Origin of the sequence: Autumnicola psychrophila, from assembly GCF_031846645.1 — a bacterium.
Taxonomy (GTDB): Bacteria; Bacteroidota; Bacteroidia; order Flavobacteriales; family Flavobacteriaceae; genus Autumnicola; species Autumnicola psychrophila.
The window spans coordinates 119802-141632 of the sequence record NZ_JAVRHN010000002.1 but is presented as its reverse complement, the minus strand read 5'-3'; the positions used below and the strand labels follow the sequence as shown (position 1 = coordinate 141632).

The 21831-nt window shown below is 39.0% G+C and carries 22 protein-coding genes; 18 read left to right on the top strand and 4 right to left on the bottom strand.

All coding sequences use genetic code 11. From position 1 onward, the window contains the following. Positions 1 to 166: 166 nt before the first annotated feature. Entirely contained in the window at positions 167 to 1228 is a 1062-nt protein-coding gene (gene thiL, locus RM541_RS03205; RefSeq protein ID WP_311498781.1) for a thiamine-phosphate kinase, read from the bottom strand. A 302-nt stretch (positions 1229 to 1530) separates the two neighbouring features. Between thiL and RM541_RS03200 the strand changes: the two genes are divergently transcribed. The 13 genes from RM541_RS03200 (at position 1531) to RM541_RS03140 (ending at position 12150) form a co-directional block, all read left to right on the top strand. Then, the gene (locus RM541_RS03200) at positions 1531 to 1860 is read left to right on the top strand and encodes a HesB/IscA family protein (RefSeq protein WP_311498780.1); all 330 of its coding nucleotides are present in this window, start codon (positions 1531 to 1533) and stop codon (positions 1858 to 1860) included. A 31-nt stretch (positions 1861 to 1891) separates the two neighbouring features. Further along, positions 1892 to 2275 (top strand): four helix bundle protein, encoded by a 384-nt coding sequence (locus RM541_RS03195; RefSeq protein WP_311498779.1) that lies wholly within the window; start codon positions 1892 to 1894, stop codon positions 2273 to 2275. Positions 2276 to 2322: 47 nt separating this feature from the next. Continuing rightward, positions 2323 to 3768, top strand: a complete 1446-nt coding sequence (gene sufB / locus RM541_RS03190; RefSeq protein WP_311498778.1) for a Fe-S cluster assembly protein SufB — start codon at positions 2323 to 2325, stop codon at positions 3766 to 3768. Positions 3769 to 3794: 26 nt separating this feature from the next. Then, positions 3795 to 4178 carry a hypothetical protein gene (locus tag RM541_RS03185; protein ID WP_311498777.1) on the top strand — a complete coding sequence of 128 codons (384 nt, stop codon included), beginning with the start codon at positions 3795 to 3797 and terminating at the stop codon, positions 4176 to 4178. Positions 4179 to 4231: 53 nt separating this feature from the next. After that, the gene (gene sufC, locus RM541_RS03180; RefSeq protein WP_311498776.1) at positions 4232 to 4984 is read left to right on the top strand and encodes a Fe-S cluster assembly ATPase SufC; all 753 of its coding nucleotides are present in this window, start codon (positions 4232 to 4234) and stop codon (positions 4982 to 4984) included. Positions 4985 to 5071: 87 nt separating this feature from the next. Next, positions 5072 to 6385, top strand: a complete 1314-nt coding sequence (gene sufD / locus RM541_RS03175; RefSeq protein ID WP_311498775.1) for a Fe-S cluster assembly protein SufD — start codon at positions 5072 to 5074, stop codon at positions 6383 to 6385. A 51-nt stretch (positions 6386 to 6436) separates the two neighbouring features. Further along, the gene (locus RM541_RS03170) at positions 6437 to 7675 is read left to right on the top strand and encodes an aminotransferase class V-fold PLP-dependent enzyme (protein ID WP_311498774.1); all 1239 of its coding nucleotides are present in this window, start codon (positions 6437 to 6439) and stop codon (positions 7673 to 7675) included. A gap of 75 nt (positions 7676 to 7750) precedes the next feature. Further along, positions 7751 to 8179 carry a SufE family protein gene (locus tag RM541_RS03165; RefSeq protein WP_349254610.1) on the top strand — a complete coding sequence of 143 codons (429 nt, stop codon included), beginning with the start codon at positions 7751 to 7753 and terminating at the stop codon, positions 8177 to 8179. 1 nt (position 8180) lies between these two features. Beyond that, positions 8181 to 8504, top strand: a complete 324-nt coding sequence (locus tag RM541_RS03160) for an iron-sulfur cluster assembly protein (protein WP_311483550.1) — start codon at positions 8181 to 8183, stop codon at positions 8502 to 8504. Between the two features lie 126 nt (positions 8505 to 8630). After that, positions 8631 to 9143, top strand: coding sequence for a DUF2480 family protein (locus tag RM541_RS03155; protein ID WP_311498773.1), 513 nt, complete (start codon positions 8631 to 8633; stop codon positions 9141 to 9143). A 2-nt stretch (positions 9144 to 9145) separates the two neighbouring features. Then, positions 9146 to 10045, top strand: a complete 900-nt coding sequence (locus RM541_RS03150; RefSeq protein WP_311498772.1) for a DUF3078 domain-containing protein — start codon at positions 9146 to 9148, stop codon at positions 10043 to 10045. A gap of 126 nt (positions 10046 to 10171) precedes the next feature. Continuing rightward, positions 10172 to 11395 carry a GTPase HflX gene (gene hflX / locus RM541_RS03145; protein WP_311493840.1) on the top strand — a complete coding sequence of 408 codons (1224 nt, stop codon included), beginning with the start codon at positions 10172 to 10174 and terminating at the stop codon, positions 11393 to 11395. Between the two features lie 26 nt (positions 11396 to 11421). Then, positions 11422 to 12150: a hypothetical protein gene (locus RM541_RS03140; protein WP_311498771.1), complete on the top strand. Its 729-nt coding sequence runs from the start codon at positions 11422 to 11424 to the stop codon at positions 12148 to 12150. Between the two features lie 302 nt (positions 12151 to 12452). Here RM541_RS03140 and RM541_RS03135 read toward each other — a convergent pair whose 3' ends face one another. Both RM541_RS03135 and RM541_RS03130 read right to left on the bottom strand, forming a co-directional pair. Further along, complete coding sequence (locus tag RM541_RS03135) at positions 12453 to 13256, bottom strand: Rossmann-fold NAD(P)-binding domain-containing protein (protein WP_311498770.1); 804 nt, start codon at positions 13254 to 13256, stop codon at positions 12453 to 12455. 4 nt (positions 13257 to 13260) lie between these two features. Then, on the bottom strand, positions 13261 to 15612 hold the full coding sequence (locus RM541_RS03130; RefSeq protein ID WP_311498769.1) for a M28 family peptidase: 2352 nt from the start codon (positions 15610 to 15612) through the stop codon (positions 13261 to 13263). A gap of 135 nt (positions 15613 to 15747) precedes the next feature. Here RM541_RS03130 and RM541_RS03125 point away from each other — a divergent pair, with 135 nt between their 5' ends. Next, positions 15748 to 16215, top strand: coding sequence for a CBS domain-containing protein (locus RM541_RS03125; RefSeq protein ID WP_311493844.1), 468 nt, complete (start codon positions 15748 to 15750; stop codon positions 16213 to 16215). Here the strand turns inward: RM541_RS03125 and RM541_RS03120 are convergent. Beyond that, on the bottom strand, positions 16212 to 16559 hold the full coding sequence (locus RM541_RS03120) for a hypothetical protein (protein WP_311498965.1): 348 nt from the start codon (positions 16557 to 16559) through the stop codon (positions 16212 to 16214). The two genes, RM541_RS03125 and RM541_RS03120, sit on opposite strands and share 4 nt — an antisense overlap. A 548-nt stretch (positions 16560 to 17107) precedes the next feature. On the opposite strand from RM541_RS03120, the gene RM541_RS03115 reads away from it, so the two are divergent. The 4 genes from RM541_RS03115 to RM541_RS03100 all read left to right on the top strand — a co-directional run bounded on the left by RM541_RS03115 (position 17108) and on the right by RM541_RS03100 (position 21770). After that, positions 17108 to 18367 carry an L-lactate MFS transporter gene (locus RM541_RS03115; RefSeq protein ID WP_311498768.1) on the top strand — a complete coding sequence of 420 codons (1260 nt, stop codon included), beginning with the start codon at positions 17108 to 17110 and terminating at the stop codon, positions 18365 to 18367. A 490-nt stretch (positions 18368 to 18857) separates the two neighbouring features. Continuing rightward, the gene (locus tag RM541_RS03110) at positions 18858 to 19499 is read left to right on the top strand and encodes a class I SAM-dependent methyltransferase (protein WP_311498767.1); all 642 of its coding nucleotides are present in this window, start codon (positions 18858 to 18860) and stop codon (positions 19497 to 19499) included. A gap of 133 nt (positions 19500 to 19632) precedes the next feature. Then, positions 19633 to 20397, top strand: a complete 765-nt coding sequence (locus RM541_RS03105) for a 3-keto-disaccharide hydrolase (protein WP_311498766.1) — start codon at positions 19633 to 19635, stop codon at positions 20395 to 20397. A 26-nt stretch (positions 20398 to 20423) separates the two neighbouring features. Next, entirely contained in the window at positions 20424 to 21770 is a 1347-nt protein-coding gene (locus RM541_RS03100) for a Gfo/Idh/MocA family protein (RefSeq protein WP_311498765.1), read from the top strand. Positions 21771 to 21831: the final 61 nt, after the last annotated feature.

The window sequence follows — 21831 nt, the reverse complement described above, 5'->3', positions numbered from 1 at the left end:
TAATCAACCTTTGACATGGCTTTCTGAGAAATATGAGCTGGTGAAGATCTATATCCTTTACCTGAAATTTAGTTCATTCTAAAGGGCAGTCTTTATTCTTTGGCTGAATTTTTCTATGAAGGTGGTATACGCCTGGCCTCCAAGACAAAGAATAGTTTGCTGAATTTTACTTTTCTTCCTCTTCTTTTTCCATAGAATTCCAGCCCCGGGCGATCAATGGAATTTTAGTATTTGCGCGGGTAATTAGATGCATACCTTCGTTTTCTTCGGTCATATGGCCAATAATTGTCAAATTTGGATTGGCTTTAATTTTATCAAAATCATCCTGGGAAATAGTGAAAAGTAATTCATAATCTTCTCCACCACTTAAAGCTATAGTGGTACTGTCAATATTGAACTCTTCACATACAGAAATGACTGCCGGATCCAGCGGAATTTTCTCTTCAAAAAGATTAACACCTGTCTTTGAGCTCTTGCAAAGATGTATTACTTCTGAAGATAATCCATCGCTAATATCAATCATGGAGGTCGGTTTTACACCAAGTTCTTTCAGTAACGGTGGGATATCTTTTCTTGCTTCAGGCTTTAGTTGTCTTTCAATAAGATAAGAATACTGGTCAAGGTCGGGCTGTGAATTAGGATTTGCTTTAAAAACCTGCTTCTCACGCTCCAGTACCTGCAATCCCATATATGCAGCTCCAAGATCCCCAGAGACGACAAGTAAATCGTTAGGTTTAGCTCCATTTCTGTAAACAATTTCTTCACTTTTAGCTGTGCCTAGGGCAGTGATACTTATCACTAATCCCGAAGTAGAAGAAGTGGTATCTCCACCAACAACATCAATATTATAGATGTTTGCCGCCAATTCTATACCGGAGTATAATTCTTCCAGAGCTTCTACCGGGAAACGATTGGAAACTGCAATGGAAACAGTAATTTGAGTTGCTTTTCCGTTCATGGCATAAACATCAGATGCGTTTACCATAACAGCTTTGTACCCTAAGTGCTTCAGTGGCATGTAAGCAAGATCAAAATGAACTCCTTCCACTAATAAATCTGTAGTTACAACACATTGATTGTCTTCAAAATCTATAACGGCAGCATCATCGCCAATTGCTTTCTTTGTAGATGGCAGTTTTGGTGCAAAACTTTTTGTAAGATGATCTATTAAACCAAACTCTCCTAATTCTGAAAGGTCTGTCTTTGTTTCCTGACTATTTTCCAACATGACGTACGAATTTAGAATGCAAAATAAGTGAATATTATTTCAACTGAAGCGTGTTCTTTGTAGTTTCTGAGTTCAAATAATCATGCTCTTTTAAATAAAGCTGGTGCTAATACACGCATAACCGGATTAGGAGATAGTTAATAATTAATCGACGTATATTCAGACAATTAGCATTTATAAAGGATCCTTAACACTTATTGAATTGCCCTATTAACCTATTCTTAAAACATATGCTCATACTATGGTAAACCGCTTGTTTTATAGTATATTTGTACCCAATTTAGAACTAATCTGTTTAAGCTATGATAAAAGTAAGCGAAGGCGCTAAAAAGAAGATTGCCGCTTTAATGACCGAAGAAGGTTATGACAGCGTGCAGGATTTTGTGCGTGTTGGTGTGAAGAGTGGGGGGTGTTCAGGTTTGTCTTATGAATTAAAATTCGACAAGGCAAAAGCCGAAGATGATAAACTTTTTGAAGATAACAATGTAAAAATAGTAGTAGATAAACGCAGTGTATTATATCTCGCCGGTACAATTTTAGAATATTCCGGAGGGCTTAATGGTAAGGGTTTTGTATTTAACAATCCCAACGCTCAACGTACCTGTGGTTGTGGCGAGAGTTTTTCACTGTAATAAGAGAATAAGTTAAGAAGTTAAAGAGTAAATGAGCAAGTATAAGTCCTTTGAAGATCTAGAAGTTTATCAAAAGGCAATCTCGCTTACAGTGAAAATCTTTAAACTTCAGAAAAGTGAAGAATTAAGAAGAGAGTTTGCATTAACAGATCAGCTTAAAAGAGCAACACTTTCTATATCAAATAATATAGCTGAAGGTTTTGAAAGAGAAACAGACAAAGAGCTTGTTCGTTTTCTGTACTTTTCGAAAGGCTCAGCAGGCGAGGTTAGAAATATTTTGAATATAATAAAAGAGACGAAAGTCTTAGGAGATGAGGAGTATGTTGTTGTGAAGAATGACGTTATTACCATTTCAAAACAGCTTTCTAACTATATAAAATATATCATTAAGAGGAGCGGGAAAATTATAGATTAAATTTTTAGATTTTTTTCTCTTTAACTCTTTTACTGAATTTAGAAACTATGGCATATACTGAAGATGATTTAAAAAAAGAACTCGAAACCAAAGAGTACGAATATGGATTTTATACAGATATAGAATCCGATACTTTTCCTGTTGGTTTAAACGAGGATATAGTTCGTGCAATTTCAAAAAAGAAAGAAGAGCCGGAATGGATGACGCAGTGGAGGCTTGAAGCTTACCGGGAATGGGAGAAAATGGAAGAGCCGGAATGGGCTAATGTACATTATGAAAAACCGAATTTTCAGAATATTTCCTATTATTCAGCTCCCAATAAAAAGCCGAAATATGACAGTCTGGATGAAGTAGATCCAGAATTACTGGATACTTTTAAGAAGCTTGGTATTTCTGTTGATGAGCAAAAGAAACTTGCCGGGGTTGCGGTAGATATTGTAATGGACTCGGTGTCTGTGACAACTACTTTCAAGAAAACGCTTGCTGAAAAAGGTATTATTTTCTGCTCAATTTCTGAAGCTATTAGAGAGCATTCAGATTTGGTGAAAAAATACATTGGGAGCGTAGTTCCTAAAAAGGATAATTATTATGCAGCACTTAATTCTGCTGTATTTAGTGATGGTTCTTTCTGTTATATTCCTAAGGGAGTTCGTTGTCCAATGGAGCTTTCGACATATTTTAGGATAAATCAGGCAGGAACCGGGCAGTTTGAGCGTACGCTAGTGGTTGCAGAACCGGGTAGCTACGTAAGTTATCTGGAGGGTTGTACGGCGCCAACCAGAGACGAAAATCAGTTGCATGCCGCAGTTGTAGAACTTGTGGCTCTTGATGATGCCGAAATTAAATATAGTACAGTACAAAACTGGTATCCCGGGAATAAAGAAGGAAAAGGAGGGGTTTATAACTTCGTCACCAAGCGTGGTTTATGTGAGAAAAACGCTAAGATCTCTTGGACACAGGTAGAAACAGGATCTGCGGTCACATGGAAGTATCCTTCGTGTATTCTTAAAGGTGATAATTCTGTAGGAGAATTCTATTCTATTGCAGTAACAAATAATTATCAGCAGGCAGATACGGGAACCAAAATGGTTCATTTAGGTAAGAACACAAAGAGTACAATTATTTCTAAAGGTATTTCTGCAGGACATTCCCAAAACTCTTACAGAGGGTTGGTTCAGATTAATGGTCGCGCACACAATGCCCGTAATTTTTCACAGTGTGATTCATTGCTGATGGGGAATAAATGTGGTGCACATACATTTCCATACATCGAGGTGAAAAATAAATCTGCCCAGGTGGAGCATGAAGCAACCACGAGTAAAATTGGAGAAGACCAGATATTCTATTGCAATCAGCGGGGGATAGATACAGAAAAGGCTATTGCCTTAATTGTGAATGGATTTAGTAAGGAGGTTCTTAATAAACTTCCTATGGAGTTCGCTGTAGAAGCTCAGAAATTATTGGAAATCTCTCTTGAAGGATCAGTAGGATAGTAACAGCAGTTAGGAAAAGAAGGATAATGAAGAAGTTGCTGAGTCTCTTTGCCATATTGATAATAATGATAAGCTGCCAGGATGAAGAAAGGCAGGAAATCGTGACTGAGCATGAAGTCGAAAAAGTGGAGGATAGCATCCCCACTCTTACCGGCGAATTTATTTATGTTTCAGATGCCGGAGTCTTCCGGGGACGGGATTTTGTGTACGGAGTGAAAATTGATTCCATGGCACAAGTTTTAGCCGATGAGGTACAGCCTTATAAGAAGGAAGATTTTGATATGGTTAAGGTGAAAATTAAAGGAAAAATCCAACCTGGCCGCCGGCAGGATGGCTGGAAGGAAGTAATTGAAATTCGGGAGATTTTAGAAATTCTTCAGGAGGACGAAACTTTAGAAACTAATAATTAGAACAAGAACAGTTTAAATCAATTCCGGGTTATCGGAATGCATACCATAAAATTATGCTTAAAATAAAGAATTTACACGCAAGTATTGACGATAAAGAAATCCTAAAAGGTATTAATCTTGAAATTAATCCCGGGGAGGTTCATGCTATAATGGGACCAAACGGTTCCGGAAAAAGTACATTATCCTCAGTTATCGCGGGAAAAGATGAATTTGAGGTGACAGAGGGTGAAATCCTTTTTGAAGACAAAGATTTGTCTGAGCTTGATCCTGAAGAAAGAGCGCACATCGGGATCTTTCTTTCATTTCAATATCCTACAGAAATTCCCGGAGTTTCCGTAACCAATTTTATGAGGACTTCCATTAACGCACATAGAAAAGCTCAGGGTCTGGAAGATATGCCTGGAAATGAAATGCTGAAGCTTATCCGTGAAAAATCTGAAATGCTGGAAATTGACAGAAAGTTTCTATCAAGATCTCTGAATGAAGGTTTTTCAGGAGGAGAGAAAAAGCGTAATGAAATTTTTCAGATGGCTATGTTGAATCCAAAGTTATCGATTCTTGATGAGACAGATTCTGGCTTGGATATCGATGCTTTAAAGATTGTTGCAGATGGTGTGAACAAACTTAGGAATGAAAATAATGCTGTTCTGGTTATTACCCACTACCAGCGTCTATTGAATTATATCGTGCCAGATGTGGTACATGTGCTTATAGATGGAAGAATTGTAAAAACCGGTGGCAAAGAGCTTGCTTTTGAACTGGAAGAAAAAGGTTACGACTGGGTGAAGCCGGAAAAAGCGGTTTAGCAATTTTATGATTAATAATTTGAAAAATTGCAGGTTTTTAGTTTTGGAAGCAATGACTTTAAACTTCGAACTTTTTAAACTTGAAAAATGGAATTAAAAGATAAATTAGTATCATCATTTTTGGCTTTTGAAGAAGACTTTGGAAACGATAATGATGTTCATGAAATACGAAGCCAGGCGATTAAGGACTTCGAGACAATGGGCTTTCCCAGCAGGAAGCAGGAGGACTGGAAATATACTTCCCTTAATTCTGTTTTAAAGCACGATTATAGTGTCTTTCCAAAAAAGGAAGAAGCCATAGAATATAAAGATATCAAAAAGTATCTTATTCACGATATAGATACTTATGATCTTGTTTTTATTGACGGAATATTTTCTTCACATCTTTCGCAGACCACTCACGATAAGATTGACGTGTGCCTGATGTCTTCTGCTTTGAATAATCCAAAATATAAACCTGTAATTGATAATTACTTCAATAAAATTACTCCAAAAACAGGTTTAAATTCGCTGAACACAGCATTTGCAAAAGAAGGCGCTTATATCCATATTCATAAAAATAAAATGGCAGATAAGCCAATTCAGATTATAAATTTCTCCACAGGAAATGAGTCTGCTTTATTGGTGCAACCGCGGAATCTGGTTGTGGTGGATGAGAATTCTCATGTTCAGATTATTGAACGCCATCAAAGCCTTACCGATCATCCGGTTCTTACTAATTCTGTTACTGAAATTTTTGCAGATAAAAGAGCTATCGTTGACTATTACAAGGTCCAGAACGATAAATCTTCGGCATCTTTAATAGATAATACTTTTGTGGAGCAAAGATCTGAGAGTCACGTTTCTGTGCATACGTTTTCTTTTGGAGGGAAGTTAACCCGTAACAATCTCAATTTTTATCAAAGAGGGGAACATATAGATTCTACCATGAAGGGGATTACCCTCATAGAAGGGAAACAGCATGTAGACCACAATACTTTGGTGCACCATATAGAACCAAATTGCGAAAGTCACCAGGATTATAAAGGGATTTTTGCAGATCAATCTGTTGGCGTTTTTAACGGAAAGGTTGTTGTGGAAAAGGAAGCGCAGAAAACAAATGCGTACCAGTCCAATAATAATATTTTGATTGACGATAAAGCGACAATTAATTCCAAGCCACAACTGGAGATTTTTGCTGACGATGTTAAATGTAGCCACGGTTGTACAATAGGACAATTGGATGAAGATGCACTATTCTATTTACGTTCAAGGGGAATCCCAAAGAAAGAAGCACGTGGATTACTAATGTATGCTTTTGCAAATAACGTACTGGAAAGTGTCAAAATTCCGGAAATCAAGAAAAGGATAAATAAACTTATCGCTTTAAAGCTAGGAGTGGAACTAGGGTTTAATTTGTAGAATTATCGGAAGAATCCATAAAAGCAAATCCTGAACTTTAAAAATGATAGAATGAGTATTGTTACTGATAATAATGTTTTAGATTTAGAAAAGATCAGGAAAGATTTCCCTATTCTTCAGAGGGAAGTGAATAATTACCCTTTGGTCTATTTCGATAATGCGGCTACTTCTCAAACACCACAGCAGGTTATAGATGCTATAGTTGAGTACTATTCAAAATATAATGCCAACATACATCGCGGTGTTCATACGCTCTCTCAGGAAGCTACAGATAAATATGAAGCTGCCAGAAAGAAGATTCAGAAGCATTTTAATGCCGAAAAATCTCACGAGATTATTTTTACTTCCGGGGCAACACATGGTATAAATCTGGTGGCAAGTGGTTTTGGTGCTATTCTTAAGGATGGAGATGAAATTCTGGTTTCTGCTTTGGAGCATCATTCGAATATCGTGCCCTGGCAAATGATTTGTGAAAAAACAGGAGCAAAGCTGAAGGTGATTCCCATGAATGAAGACGGGGAATTAGTTTATGCTGATTTTGAAGAATTACTTTCAGAAAGGACGAAAATTGTCTTTTTGAACCATGTGTCTAACGCGCTGGGAACAGTCAACCCCATTAAAAAAATCATAGATAAAGCCCATAAGGCAGGAGCAGCAGTTTTAATTGATGGCGCACAGGCGGCACCACATATTAAAGCAGATGTTCAGGCATTGGATGTTGATTTTTACGTGGTTTCTGCTCATAAAATGTGCGGACCAACAGGTGTTGGGGTTCTATACGGAAAAGAGGAATGGTTAAAAAAACTACCTCCTTACCAGGGAGGCGGTGAAATGATTGCCACGGTGACTTTTGAAAAAACAACTTATGCAGATCTTCCACATAAATTCGAAGCCGGAACTCCAAATATATGTGGCGGAATAGCTTTTGGTGCTGCCCTGGATTATCTCGATACTATAGGCTTTGATGCCATCGCTGCTTACGAGCAGGATTTGCTTAAATACGCCACCGATAAATTAATGAAGATCGAGGGAATGAAGATCTACGGAGTTGCCAAAGAAAAGACTTCTGTGGTATCTTTTAATATAGAAGGCCTTCATCCTTACGACATAGGAACTATAGTAGATAAACTGGGAATAGCCGTGCGTACCGGCCATCATTGTGCACAGCCAATCATGGATTTTTACAAAATTCCGGGAACGGTAAGAGCTTCCTTTTCGTTTTATAATACCAGAGCCGAAATTGATCGTTTTATAGAAGCGGTAGAAAAGGCTAAAGCAATGCTTTCCTAGATTGAAATTAATTTAGCAAGGAAGTGTCAGTTGTAATGAAGGAAGTGGAGAGTGAAACACTAAATTTGAAGAAACGTGAGTAAAGATATAAAGGAAATACAGGTCGAAATAGTTGATGAGTTCGCAATGTTTGACGATTGGATGCAACGTTATGAATATATGATAGAACTTGGTAAGTCGCTACCGCTTATAGACGAGAAATATAAAATTGAAGAAAACCTGATCAAAGGCTGTCAGAGCAAAGTATGGGTGCATGCAGAGCTTGAAGGAGACAGGCTTATTTTCACGGCAGATAGTGACGCAATTATCACCAAGGGTATTGTGGCAATTTTGATTAGGGCTTTTTCCAATCAACATCCCGCAGATATTTTGGAAGCCGACACCCAATTCATTGATGAAATAGGGTTGAAGGAGCATCTTTCTCCCACACGTGCGAACGGACTGGTGAGTATGATTAAACAGTTAAAAATGTATGCCGTCGCATACCAAACGCAATTAAAATAAGATGGAACAGGAAATAGATACCGAGGCATTAGGAGAAAAAATCGTAAAGGTTCTGAAAACCATTTATGATCCTGAAATCCCTGTGGATATATATGAGCTCGGATTAATATATGACGTGATGGTGAGTACAGATTATGAGGTGAAGATCCTTATGACGCTAACCACACCCAACTGTCCTGTAGCCGAAAGTCTGCCGCAGGAGGTTGAAGAAAGAGTAAAATCGCTTGACATGGTAAAAGATGCTGAAGTGGAAATCACTTTTGATCCACCATGGACCCAGGATTTAATGAGTGAGGAAGCAAAACTGGAACTTGGACTTTTATAACAAGGATTCAGGCAGTCTCTTGAAAACGGAATTAAAAAATAATCTTCGGAAGAGATCATAATAACTATTCCTGATTTTCAGAATACCTATTCGAATATATTTCCTGCATCTGAAAAATTATAAAAAATGTCTACAGAAATAATAAATAGAGTAGCCAACAGTAAACTGGTGACCTTTGATCTTGAAGACTATTATCCTTCTGGAGAACGGGTCCTTTTCGATATTAAAGACTGGCTGTTGGAAGGGCTGGTGCTTCGTGAAGGAGTATTTAGAGAAAAAGCTGCCCAGCACGACTGGAGTCAGTATAAAGATGTTTATGTGGCGCTAACCTGTACTACAGATGCTATTATACCGGCATGGGCTTATATGTTGCTGGCGACTTACCTTCAGCCTTATGCTAGAAAAACAGTTTCAGGAAATCTGGAAGATCTGGAAACAGTGCTATACACTGAAATTATTCAGAAGATGGATGTTTCAGAATTGAAGGATAAACCGGTTATTGTTAAAGGATGTTCTCATAAACCTGTTCCCAAGAATGCTTATTTACTGCTTATAGAAAAATTGCAACCGGTTGTAAAAAGCCTGTTGTATGGTGAAGCATGTTCATCTGTGCCTCTGTATAAAAAACCAAAGAATTAAGAATGGGTAGATTTTTACTTGTAGCATTAAGTTTTGTAATTACAGTAACGGTACAGGCACAACAGGAAATGCAGAAAGATTCTGTCCCGCCTAATGGATGGGATACAGAGGGAAATATCCAGCTTCTTTTTAACCAGTCAGCTTTTAATGCGGAGTGGACGGGAGGAGGAACTTCCAGTATTGCCGGGAATCTCACCGTTAATTATGAAGTTAACTATCGTAAGGATAATTTCACCTGGAGAAATACAATTTTGGGAAATTATGGGTTGACCAAAGTTAAAACAGATGAATTTCCAAGGAAGACCAGTGACAGGCTGGACCTAAACTCCATTGCCGGACTGGAAATACAGGAATCCGGATTTTATTATTCTTTCTTTCTGAATTTCAGAACTCAGTTTGACAAAGGTTACAGGTTTAGCGAAAGTCCTGAAGGGGAAACAATAAGAACAGAAACCACTCATTTCCTTTCTCCGGCATACCTTCAGGCAGGGCCCGGTATCATGTATAAGAAGAATGAAAATTTCGTAATTAACTTCGCCCCTGCAACTTCGCGATTCATTTTTGTAGATGATAGGTTCACAACAGGACCCAATTATCAGGATGGACAATATTTTGGAGTGGACAGAGGAAAAACTATGAGGTTCGAATTTGGTTCTTCTTTAAATATTCTTGCGAATTTCGAGTTGCTGGAAAATGTCATCATGAATAATTCCATCAATTTTTATCAGAATTATCTGGATAAACCTGGAAATATAGATATAGATTATTTGATGGATCTGGAAATGGATATTAACGAGTACTTATCTGCAAACCTCCTGTTCCAGGCAATTTATGATGACAATGCTGTAGCCGCTTTTCAGATACGGGAAGTTTTTGGAGTCGGCATCAATTACGGATTCTAAAAAAGATCAACAAATACTATAAATCAAAAGCCTGTTGCAAGAGTGACAGGCTTTTCTGAGTTAAATTTTTGTTGAATAAATCACACTAAAAATCACAATAACATTCTATTATGTAACTTTGTGTCTATGATTGAAAAAACCGATTTACAATACGAAAAAACGGTTCTTATAGGAATCGTTACTAAAAATCAGGGAGAAGATAAGCTGGAAGAATATCTCGACGAGCTGGAATTTCTTACCTATACGGCCGGCGGTGAAGTTTTAAAGCGCTTTACGCAAAAGGTAGATATGCCCAATCCTAAGACTTTTATTGGTTCGGGTAAAATGAACGATGTAAAGGAATTTGTGGATGAGCACGAGATTGGGACCGCAATTTTTGATGATGAGTTATCTCCTGCGCAACAAAAAAACATAGAGAAAATTTTAAAATGCAAGGTGTTGGACAGGACGAACCTGATTCTCGATATTTTTGCACAAAGGGCACAAACCAGTTATGCCAGGACGCAGGTAGAATTGGCTCAGTACGAATATTTGTTGCCACGGCTTGCGGGAATGTGGACTCACCTTGAGCGCCAACGTGGTGGTATTGGTATGCGTGGTCCTGGTGAAACCGAAATTGAAACAGATAGACGTATTGTTCGTGATAAAATTGCCCTTCTTAAAAAGAAAATTGAGGCAATAGATAAACAAATGGAAGTGCAGCGTGGCAACCGTGGTCAATTGGTCCGAGTTGCGCTCGTAGGGTACACCAACGTGGGAAAATCCACGCTTATGAACGTAATTAGCAAAAGCGAAGTTTTTGCTGAAAATAAATTATTTGCGACGCTGGATACCACCGTTCGCAAAGTAGTTATTCGAAATTTGCCATTTTTGCTTACAGACACTGTAGGTTTTATACGGAAGCTGCCAACTCAGTTAGTCGAATCCTTTAAAGGAACGTTGGATGAAGTACGCGAAGCAGATTTACTTCTGCATGTGGTCGATATTTCCCATCCTAATTTTGAAGAACATATCGATTCGGTGAACCAGATTCTGGATGAAATAAAGAGTTCTAATAAGCCAACATTGATGGTCTTTAACAAGATCGATCAGTACAAACCTGAAGTTATTGATGAAGATGACCTGGTAACCGAAAAAACCACTGCCCACAATACTCTTACCGACTGGAAAAGGACGTGGATGAATCGTATGGGAGAGGATGTGCTGTTTATTTCTGCCCTGGAAAAGGAAAATATTGAAGATTTTAGAAAGAAAGTTTATGAAGCCGTGAGGAAAATTCATATTACAAGATTCCCTTACAACAATTTCCTGTACCCGGAATATGACACTTACGGGGAAGAGCAGGAATAGTTTTTAACCTTTTAAAACCATCAATTATGAAAAAATTACTCGTTTTGTCGTTGCTTATAGTGAGCTTCTTTTCCATAAGCGCACAAAGCCTTGAAGGTTCATGGGAATTGGTGGAAGAAAATGGAAGGGAGATTACTGACAAAGAAGTGGTGAGGGTATATCAGGACGGATATTATGCGGAAGGTGCCAAAAATACTGAAACAAATGAATTTTTATGGGCACTTGGCGGCGAATATTCAGAAGCTGACTACCAGGAAATGCCAGATTTTAACACAAAAAATTCTGAAGTTGTTGGCCACACTTTCGATCCTAAACTTACTTTTCTCGATGGAAGTAACAAAATTGAGATTGACAATGTAACTGAAGTCCAGGTTTGGGAAAAGATCTCTTCAGAAGAAAATGATCTTAACGGAAACTGGGTAATTACCGGAAGAAAGAGAGACGGCGAAATTAACAAAATGACTCCCGGAGATCGCCGAACAGTAAAGATCCTGGGCGGTGGACGTTTCCAGTGGATTGCTTTTAATTCGGCGACAAAAGAATTAAGTGGTACGGGCGGCGGTACTTATTTTGCTGAAGATGGAAAATATATAGAAAATATTGAGTTTTTCTCCCGCGACAGCGGCAGAGTAGGCGCCAGTCTGGATTTTCAGTACGAAGTTAAAGATGGCGAATGGCATCATCAGGGCAAAAGCTCAAAAGGAGATCCCATTTACGAAATCTGGTCTCCTTATTCAAAAGCTTATACAAAGTAGAATAACACAACGGTATCAGGCCGCGCCCCTCCCAAAGCAATATTCTGAATTTTCGGGGCAAACTTTCATCACAGACCGATAATTGCCATTTTAGAAGCCCCGCCTTTTAAAATCAGTATTAACACATTAGCAAATTTGTGAATTGATTTCAAGCTGTCCGAGCTTCTTATCGATCCTGGTTCTCGAAACTCCGAACTCCGAACTCCAAACTCCTCGAAGCCGATAATTGCCATTTTAGGAGCCTCTCCTTTTTAGTCTATTCTCATTAGCACATCAACAAATCTTCAAATTCTCGATTTAATCTATATTTTGTGCTGAAATTCAAAATCTAACATTTCTTTTAACCTTTCAGAACTTATAATTTTTCCTTTTGAAGACGAATTATGATCATATTCCGGAGGAGCTAGCGTGTTCTGAGCAGCTTTTTCAGCATAATATGCTTCTTTTTCGGGATGTTCGGGAAAAACAGCGTTAAAAGTTGTTCCCCAGGCTTCTTTTTCAATGATTTTCTGAATAATTTCAATACAATCTTCCTGCTGAATCAAATTCACCGGTGCGTTTGGGTTTTTAATGCCTGTCCTGCCCGACAGAAAATTCACCGGATGCCGGTCTGCCCCAAGCAATCCTCCAAATCTTAATAATGTAGTACTGTAATTGTCATTTTCAGTCAGCATCTTTTCTGCAGCAATAATTTCCACGGCAGCCCGGGAATGGCCATTTGCAGGAGAAGTCTCTGTATAAACAGGAAATTCTTCCATGTCTTTATAAACCGAAGTGGAGCTCGCAAAAAGCACGTTTTTGATACTGCTTCTGGTTAAATGATCTAAAAGTTCCTTAATTTTTCCGGTAAAGTCTGCCTTGGGATCGCTGCGAAGCCCGGGCGGAATATCAAGAACAAGTATTTCTGAATCTGAAAGAAATGCATCAATATCGCCCTGAATCCCTTCAGCAAAAAGCTGTATCTGGTAGGGCAGGATTTGTTCTTCTTGCAGTTTGATTATTTTCTCTCTTCGGGTTGTAGAGCCTTTAATCGTGTGGCCTTTCTCAATAAGGACTTTTGCAAGTGGTAATCCCAACCAGCCGCAACCTAATATGGAAATATTCATATTTTTAATTTTTAGTGACTTCTTCAGAAGAAGTTTCAGCATTGCCTTTCCAGGTAATCTTCTTTTTTACAATCACGGCATCGTTAACTACAAATGGCCGCGGAATCATCCAATCCTGTCTTTCGGGAACATTTAAGGCTGAATTTTCCATTAGATCATAACTTGATTCGAAAAGTAAAAATTCAGGCTTCTTATCCTTCTTCAGACTAAAGTTGATCCGTAAAGTATCCTTCCCAACTGCGTGGTACAGCAAAAGCTGCTCTTTCCATCTTTTTTTGAAAACATGGAAATTGTTTTCACCAAGGAGAATTTCATCGGCCGTTTGTCCGTTGACTTCAAATTCTTCAAAATCGAGGTTCGTCTCTGCAAAGAGTTCTATCCGGTTTACATTTCGGTTTGGTGCGATCTTCAGCGAAAATTCATTTACCTTCTCAGTGCTGTCGATTAGCTGAAGAAGTATTGCCGGTTCCGGAATTTCAACTTCTGTTGCATTTGCACTGTAGGTGAATGAACTGCCGTACTTACTATCGAAATTTGACATTTTTAAGGGTTGGATCACCGGCTCGTCACCAAAATAATTAGCGGTCCATTCATCAGGCATTTTATCATAGGAAAACCACTTAGCTTTATCACTATCTGCATCCAGAAGGTAAACAAGACTATTAGGTTTCGGCCTTTCAGCAGTAAAGTCTGATTGAAAATGAGCGATTAAAAATAGTACATTGAAAACGACAAAAGATAAAACCGCCAGCGCTTTATTTCTTCTGAAATAGCCAAAAACTGGCAGCAACAATGAAAACAGAAGCACGGTCAAAATTGCTGAAACAAATAGAATATTAAGTCCAAGTGCAACCGGAAAAGCATCTAAAAACGGCATTAAAATAAAGATAGCGGGTAAGGATAAAATTGCCATCAGAAGTAAATTTGGCCGCTTTTGCCTGATCATTACGAACAATTGTAATATCCCAAAGTATGCTGGGATAATAAAATATGCGGCACCTTTAAGCGCAAAAGCCAACAGGCAACATAAAAGCAGCCAGAAGAAAAGTGGAGCTACAAATCTGGAAGCTATATCTTTTGACTTAGGAACTTTTCGGTAGGAGAAAAAATTCACCGTTAGGCTAAGAAAAATAGCGGCGTAGATATAGTAGTAGCCATTGTAGGTGAAACCCTGTTCCATTTCGGAATATTCAGGATAAATCATCAGGCAAAATTGCCACAGCAAATACACCAGCACACCGGAAATAATGAGGCTTTGCAGAAAAGGAACAAATCCTCTTAAAGCCGGTCTCAGCCTTAATCGTTTTATAGAAAATCCATATATGAGGACGGCGAGGAAAAGAATACCGGCGCCTATGAGCAGTGGAAAAATCCAGGAGAAGGGATAAGAAACAATTTTTCCGAAGGGGAGGTCGAAAAAAAGTAAATCTTCAGAAGAGTCCAGGGAAAGATCTGCGTCTTTAAAATAATAGAGCAGCGGCATAAGATAAGTTCCCTGCTGCGCCAGGGTTTCCTTATCTAGGTTTTCAGGAACGTCTGTGGCGGTGTGGTAATCAAAATGATCGTCGATAAAGGCAAAATTGAATCCGTTAATGTTGCCCTGCTCGCGCAGTACGGTTAAATCGGTGTCATTAGGCAGCATTTTATACACGCTGTATGCGAGGGAATTGGTAGCGGGAAACTGTGGATTTGCTTCTTTAAATGCTCTAATTAAAGCAGAATTGGACGTATTAGTTTCCAGGAACATGAAGGAATTTCCACCACTTCCGCGAGATTCAAAATTGAGAGCCAGCTTTGCATCATTAGCCCACGGATGCTCTTCAATAAAAAGTCCGGCGCCATTTAATCCCAATTCTTCGGCATCTGTAAACAGAAGAATAATGTCATTATTCTTATTTACACTATCAGCAAGAAAAGCTCTGACTCCTTCAAGAATTGTAGCGACACCGCTCCCGGCGTCACTGGCGCCAAAGGAAGAATGAGGGTTGCTGTCGTAATGTGTCATAAGCATCAGCGCCTCTCCGTCTCCCGAACCTTCAATACGGCTGAGGATATTTTGAGGTCGGGCCATTTCTCCGGAGTTGTTGAGGTGATAACCTTCCTGAATTTGTACCTGCAAATCCATTTCCTGGAGTTCATCGATAATATAATTTCTGACGCGGCTATGCGCTGCACTTCCTACAAAATGCGGCTGTTGAGCGATTTGTTCTACATGGGAAAAAGCACGTGTGGTAGAAAATTCGGTTTCCGGAATGGCTTGAGATGGGTCGTATTCTGGCTGACTACTGTAGTAATTTAGCCAGATGGCAAATAGGATGAGGAGAAATCCGAAAACCGCAGAAAATTTATTCAGCATAAAATTTAAAGGTTGCTGTTACAATAAGATCTAAAGTTACTTAAGATTTTGATCAAAAAAGAAAATTTTATCCAGCCATTCAGACTGTTTAAATTTTCGCTATATTTAATTACTTAACAATCAAAAACTTAAATTATGGCTATTAAAAGTTTTCAGGGAAAGCGCGCTGAGCCGGAAAAACCGGTAGAAGAGCCAATATTGGTAGAGGATTATATGTCTACATCACTCATTACGTTCAGGAAAGATGAAAAAATTGCAGATGTCATTGCAAAATTGGTTGCAAACCGAATTTCCGGAGGACCTGTTGTGAATGGACAAAATGAGTTGCTGGGTATTATTTCTGAAGGGGACTGTCTAAAGCAGATTTCTGATAGTCGTTATTATAATATGCCCATGGAAGATTTGACGGTTGAGAAGCATATGACCTGTAATGTGGAAACAATAGATGGGAAAATGAATGTCCTGGATGCCGCCAAAAAATTTGTGGAATTAAAGCACCGGCGTTTCCCGATTCTTGAAGACGGGAAGCTTGTGGGGCAAATTAGTCAGAGTGATGTTCTAAAAGCGGCAATGGAATTGAAAGGAGACACCTGGAGAACTTAATTCCGCTTTACGAGAGCGTAAAAGTCATTTTCCAGTGGCAGATATCCCTGGTCGTAAACAAAATAATATACCGTGCCGGTTTTGGTGGTATAAATGCCCGTGATATACTCAAAGCTAAAACCTTTAGCCAGCAATTTTGATTTGCTGGTTTTTATTTTATTCTCCGGATTCAGTTCCTGAAGTATGCGGTAATTTCTCCGTAACTGGTTGTTGGTGTTTCTTACAAGATTACTACTTTCCTTATTCATTTTATTATGATAGGCATTGCGACAATAGTCGCTACAAAATTTTTTATCCTCCCGGCCTACCAGTTTTTCGCCGCATTCTAAACAACTTTTTTGCATAGTAATAAAGGTACTAAAAAATTTTCTCAGCCCCATTTTGTAAGTTTTCCCTAAATACAACTGCTTGATTGTGTAATTGTTTGTTTCTGTTTTCTAAAGAGAATTAGATTTTGCATTTCCTATTGGTTGAATCCATCCACATCTTGGTTTGCTCCCTTACCTGATCCAGGTTTTTTTCAGAAGTAATTATTTAAAACTGCTTTTCTTTAAGTTCCATTGAACAATTCATAGGTTTTTCTGGCTGAAGATACTGGAAGTTGCTCCCATAAACTTAGGGCCGTTACCCATGACACCGGCGATAAGGTTCTATTTCGGCTTTTTCACTAGTAGTAGCCGCTATCTGTTTTTTAAAATGGCATTATAAAATTAAATTTTTTGTTAGGGATAAGCCTTTTAGAGAGTATTATTTTGAAACGAGGTTTGACTTCTCTTCTCGTCATCTCATATATTTATTCAGCTATTCGCTATTTCTTTAAAGCTTTCTGATAATATTCTCTGCAGCTTTTTTATATTAGTGAAAATTTAACAATTAACCAGGAGGAAATTAAATGAAGCCTAATAAAAACAGATGGCTAATTGCTTTATCGGCAATTGGCATACATATTTCCATAGGTGCAGCCTATGCCTACAGTGTTTATACAATTCCATTAGGCGAGAGCATGGGCTGGAGCGTCTCCTCCGTGACAATTGCCTTTACGGTAATGATGACCCTGGGTGGTGCTTCAGCAGCGGTTTTCGGAAGATTTGTAGAAAGAAACGGACCACGGAAATCTGCCATGCTCGCTGCTGTTTTGTTTGGTTTGGGACAGGCAGGATCGGGTTTTGCAGTCTCCATAGATTCTCTTACCCTTTTTATTCTCAGCTACGGACTCCTTAGTGGAATAGGCCTTGGAATAGGTTATATTTCACCCGTATCCACACTCGTAAAATGGTTTCCGGACCGCCGCGGACTAGCAACCGGGATGGCCGTACTTGGTTTTGGTTCCGGAGCGCTTATAACAGCTCCCGTAGCCGCCAGTTTAATGGAATCTGTAGGGATTGCTAATACTTTTTATATCCTCGGTGCAAGCTATTTTTTACTTATGACCGCCGGCGCCCTTTATATCGCGCCACCTCCATCCGGATGGATACCAAAAGGAATGAAAGAAACTGTGGCCTCGGGTAAGAAAAAAATCAGGGATCTGGCTCAACTAACCGGCAGGGAAGCTGTAAAAACAAAGCATTTCTGGATGTTGTGGATCATGATGCTTATAAATACAAGTGCGGGAATTATGATGATATCTGTGGCCTCACCAATGGCACAGACCATTGGCGGAATGACAGCCGGTGCCGCTGCAATTATGGTCGGTATAATGGGAATTTTTAATGGAGCAGGAAGAATCGGCTGGGCAGCAGCCTCAGATTATATTTCGCGTCCCGTCGTCTTTATCATATTCTTTATTATTCAGCTGGTGGCATTCGTCACTCTTCCGGTCATTGGAAGCGCAATTTTATTCCAGATACTCATTTTTCTGGTGGTAAGCTGTTATGGAGGAGGATTTTCTAATCTTCCCGCCTTTATTGCAGACCTTTTTGGCACAAAAGAACTCGGCGCAATCCACGGTTACCTGCTTACAACATGGTCTTTGGGCGGGCTCATTGGCCCAACGCTGGTATCACAAATCTATGCCGCGACGGGAAGTTATATTCCGGTTTTCTACGTTTTTATTGGGTTAATTATCGTAGCACTCGTTATTTCGATAATGCTGAAGGCAAATATTCGGGGAGTACGAAAAGAGCAGGCGCAAACAACACAAAAGGTTGCATAAATTTTTTCTGAAGATTTTTGGAATATGATCAGGAGTGATAAAATTTTCATTTTACAGAAGCAATTAAATTGGCAGGAGTAGTCCTGAAAGCCAATGCCGAAAATTGCCAATTTTCATACATCATGCTACGGAATCTTATTTTTTAAGCTGTAGTAGCTCCTTTTTTAAAAAAATCCTTATGAACTGGGGAATCAGAGGGTATTATTTTTGGCAAATATCGGCCTGAAGTGCATTATAAATGCAATTTTTTACTTCAGTAGAAGAAGAATTTAAGTAAAACTGAAGAAATGTTGTTCAAAAGTATTGTTTTAAATAAAATTTAGCCGCTTTTGATAATTTTCCTGCTACTACAGGTCGAAAATTGCCATTTTAAAGCATTGAAAAAAGACAATGAGATGTAAATAATTAATATATGAATTTGTAATGTCGAAAATTGCAATTTCAGCTCCGTAGTACAAAAAATACAATTTAAGAAACTTTAAAGCTAATCATGGGAGTTGAACAATGTCCGCTTTGTGAAAATGAGGGTGCAAGATCTTTTAAGTCTGAAAAGAATCAATTTCTCGAGTGCGTGCATTGTAAAGGGCTTTTTGTTCCTAAAGATTTTCTGCCAAAACCAAAGGATGAAATTGCCAGGTATACATCCCATAATAATGATGTAAACGATCTCAAATATCAACAGTTTGTTTCGCCCATTGTAAATGCTGTTCTTCAGGATTTTGATGCTTCCCTGCACAAGGGGCTGGATTTTGGCGCAGGAACGGGTCCTGTTATCTCGAAAATTCTTCAGGAAGTAGGTTACAAAATTTATCCTTACGACCCTTTTTTTCAGGACGACCGCCAGCTACTTCAGCATAAATATAACTTCATTGCCTGTTGCGAAGTGATGGAACATTTTCATTTTCCGCGGAAGGAGTTCCGCAAACTTAAAGAACTACTGCTTCCGGGAGGAAAACTTTATTGTATGACGCATCTTTATACTCCTGAAATTGAATTTGAAAACTGGTATTACAAAAACGATTTTACACATGTTTTTATATATCAGGAAGAAACCCTGAAGTATATCGCCAGGGAATTCGGTTTCGCTAACCTGGAGATTTTCAGCCGTCTTATTGTCTTTTCCAATTCCTAAATTTAGAATTTTGATATAGAATGAGCAGTGCCGTTTTTTTTATTCTGAAAAAAGGTTTCGTAAATTTTGAATAATAAAGATTATAGACATAGTTTTAACTTTAATGATAATCTTTTTAAACGAATAACAGTAAATGAAAAAATCCACTACCGGGTTAGGGTTAGCACTTTTTACACTTCTAACAATTCCAGATATGGCAAACTCGCAAAACAAAGAGGATTTACCTCCAGAAGCTACCGAATTTTATGAGCCAGTTCCTAAAAAAATTGAGGCAGGTTCACAGCCTGGCGAAGCACCATCAGATGCGATTGTGCTTTTTAATGGCACAAACCTGGATGCATGGCAAAGCGCAGAAGACAGCAGCGAAGCAAAGTGGAATGTTTCCAACGGGGTTTTTACAGTAAATCCAGGTTCTGGTCCAATTGAGACTAAGCAGGAGTTTGGCGATGTTCAATTACACCTGGAGTGGAGGGCACCTCAGGAAATAAAAGGAGAAGGCCAGGGCCGTGGCAACAGCGGAGTCTTTCTTATGAATAACTATGAAGTGCAGGTGCTGGACTCTTATGAAAGTAAAACCTACACAAACGGGCAGGCCGGGAGTATTTATAAACAATCGCCGCCGCTGGTAAACGTCACAAAATCTCCGGAAGAATGGAATGTTTATGACATTATCTTTAAAGCACCACGTTTCAATAAGGACGGCATGTTAATTAAACCGGCAACTGTAACCGTGCTTCACAATGGTGTTTTGGTTCAGGATCATTTTGAAATAAAAGGTCCAACGAGATATACCGGAATCCCGCATTACACTGCACATGCAGATAAACTTCCTATTCAGCTTCAGGATCACGGAAATCTTGTAAGTTTTAGAAATATTTGGGTAAGGAACTTAGACTAAAGCTTAAATTAATTTCTAAAAAAAATATGTATAATAAAAATACAAGAAGGAGCTTTATCAAGAAGTCATCCCTGGCGGCCGCAGGGTTAAGTTTGCCTTTTTCTGCAATGCCTTTTTCAGCAGATATTTTAAAAGTTGCTCCCAGTGATCAGCTAAATTTTGGTGTTATTGGTTGCAAAGGAATGGGATGGGCAGACATGCAGAGCCATTTTAAAATACCTGGAGTGAATTGTGTGGCGCTTGCCGATATCGACCAAAGAGTATTGGATGAGAGATCTGCAGGAGTGAAAGAAATTGGAGGAAAGAGTCCAAAGCAATATAAAGACTATCAAAAGTTACTGGAGGATAAAGATATAGATGCGGTGATTATTGGAACGCCAGATCACTGGCACTGCCTTAATACTGTACATGCTTTGCAGGCAGGAAAGCATATTTATGTGGAAAAGCCGTTGGCAAATAGTATAGAAGAATGTAACGTGATGTTGGATGCGGCAAACCGGTATGATAAAATGATACAGGTAGGGCAGTGGCAAAGGAGTGGTAAACATTATGATGAAGCGGTAAAATATGCGCAGTCCGGCAAACTTGGAAATATAAGGTTGGTAAAATGTTGGGCTTACCAGGGTTGGATGAATCCGATTCCTGTAAAACCTAATACTCCGCCACCACCGGGAGTAGATTATGATATGTGGCTGGGACCTGCACCAGATCGTCCTTTTAATGAAAATCGTTTTCATTTTGATTTTCGTTGGTTTTGGGATTATGCAGGCGGATTAATGACCGACTGGGGCGTTCATGAAATTGATATTGCACTGTATGCAATGCAGGCTAAAGCGCTAAAATCAATTATGGCTTCCGGAGGTAAATTTGCATATCCAAACGATGCTTCAGAAACACCAGATACGTTGCAAACTGTTTATGAATTTGAAGATTTTAATCTGTTATGGGAGCACGCCACAGGAATAGATGGCGGTAACTACGGAAGAAATGAAGGCATTGCTTTTATAGGAAATAATGGTACGCTGGTGGTTAACCGTGACGGTTGGGAAGTGATTCCGGAAGGTGAGAACAAAGACGGCGAATGGATGACCAAACTCGACAGCGTGGAACAGCAGGATGCACAGGGCAGTGCGCTGGACAATCATACCGCAAATTTCGTGGAAAGTATTAAAACCAACGACGCTTCCAAACTTAACTGCGGAATAAAAGCCGGACATGCGGCAGCAGTAACTGCGCATATGGGAAATATTGCCTATAAAACGGGACAGAAAATCTACTGGAATGAGCAGGATAGTTCCTTTAAAGGGAATGAAGAAGCCAATAAGCTTGTAAAGGCGAATTATCACAATGGATGGGAAATGCCGAATGTATAGAAAATAATAATGCAGTTCTGCAATAACAGGACTACATTATCACATTGTATAAGGACCACGG